We start from the raw sequence: 607 nt of genomic DNA, 5'->3' as shown, positions 1-607 counted from the left end.
GGTGTGAAGCGCAAGGGCGCGCTCGGGTCCGTGACCGGCGCCGCATAGGCTGCCGTCGGACCGAAGCTGGCCGTCACCGGCAGGTGTGCAACCGCCCAGCGCAACAGGCTTTGACGGACGGCGGCCGCGTGAATCGCCGGAGCCTCCAGCTCGACCGCGCCGGCTGCCAGCACGCCTGCTGCCTGCTGCGCCTGCTGCAGGGTGACCTGCATCGGCCCGACCCACAAGGTCAGCGCAAGCAGGCCCGCGACCGCGCGTGCCGGCACACTGCGGCGCCCCCACGCGGAGGCGAACATTGTGCTGGCCGCGATAGCGGCCAAGCGCAAGCGAGGCCGGCGTGCGGATGCGATCCCGAGATCGACGAATGGTCTTGCCCAGTACCCTGCCYGCTTCACGTCATGCGCCCCCCTTCAATGGCTGCGCGGACAGGGCCGTGGTCAGGCTGGAGACGCTAATACCAAATGGATGGTGCCAACAGCGATTCGCGTCCGCCGCACTGGATCAGGGCGAAACACTAACAGGAGCATTAAACGTTGAATATCGGACAATTCCTATTTTTAATAAATTTAACAAATAATTTTCCTTTTTTTCTGGCGAATACAGCAGC

General features: G+C 63.4%; 1 protein-coding gene. It reads right to left on the bottom strand.

Annotated features, from left to right (window positions below; genetic code table 11):
* Window positions 1-296 (bottom strand): hypothetical protein (locus tag AC1DKD_RS41800; protein WP_477111986.1); only part of this gene is annotated, 296 nt, incomplete at its 3' end.
* Window positions 297-607 lie beyond the last annotated feature (311 nt).

This window comes from Cupriavidus sp. 05T313 (assembly GCF_056396665.1).
Note: the sequence above shows the minus strand (reverse complement) of the source record. Positions and strands in the feature narration are given on the sequence as shown.